Source organism: Vibrio sp. 1078-1, from assembly GCF_033340475.1.
In genome coordinates, this window is sequence record NZ_JAWOWM010000089.1 from 1 (window position 1) to 1,074 (window position 1,074).

2 pseudogenes are annotated in these 1,074 nt (G+C 46.1%); both read right to left on the reverse strand.

The window, feature by feature from the left end:
* A pseudogene (locus R7190_RS25790) lies at positions 1-309 on the reverse strand (hypothetical protein); the annotation flags it as partial.
* A 24-nt stretch (positions 310-333) separates the two neighbouring features.
* Positions 334-1,074, reverse strand: a pseudogene (locus R7190_RS25795) (glutamate--cysteine ligase); the annotation flags it as partial.

Below are 1,074 nucleotides of genomic sequence, written 5' to 3' on the forward strand. Positions count from 1 at the left end.
ATCCCAAGCTGGATCTTGAGCCTGTGCATAGCCATACGCACTGCTTACGCGTCCCCAAGGAATGAAACCCAATACGTAATCTTTGGGTGGTTTGGCATCATGGCGGAAACTGCTTTCCTGCTTGATGATGGCCATGGCAACATGAATGGGCGTTCCCCACTCTTTTTCCATATCTTTCGCATCATCATACCAACCAGATTTTTCTCGGAATATCTCACATAGGTTATCTTGCTGTTTTGGTGGCGCTGTCGCACATCCCGCAAGCAACACACTTCCTAGAACCGATACAACTAACGGCTTAATGTTCAATCCCACCCAATCCTTACTTGTTGATTATTGTTTTAGATAAGCGAAGTAGTTTTCCAGAAACTCGTCAAAAGATAACGTATCGCTTTCTTCCGCTTGTCGCTGTTTCTCGACTGAAGAAGCCACTTCCGTTTCCATTATATCTTGCGAGTAATGTTGGTAACCGTGAGCCAGATTTTCTTCACGGAACTTCATGCCAAGAGCACAACCTACTTTGCCAAGTCCACCAAGTTCTTTGGTTAGCTCAAGCAATTGGCCAGAAATCGTCAGTTCAGGGTTATCAATCCATGCTTCTAGCTTGTCACATACAGCTTGGTAAGCGTCGCCACCAGCCGCAGAATCCATCTCTACTGCAATTTGGCGCAACTCAACGAATACTCGTTTCGCCCAATCTTGCAAAGATAAGCGTTCACCTTGGCAACCGATCTGCAGCATCAAACCTTTTTCACGACCAGAGATGATCACTTTGTTCCAGTTGTCACGCCAACATTCTAGTTCACAGTTATCCATTGGGTCAGAATCTGACAACGCCGCCCACGTTAGGAAAAGATCTAAGAAACGAACTTGCTCTTCGCTAACACCAACGGCACTGAATGGGTTCACATCTAATGAGCGCACTTCAATGTATTCCACGCCCGCACGACTCAAAGCATCTGAAGGCTTCTCACCACTTTTCGCTACGCGTTTCGGACGAATTGGGGCGTACAATTCATTTTCAATCTGGAGAATGTTGGTATTGAGCTGACGGTACTCACCATCCACTTTTAC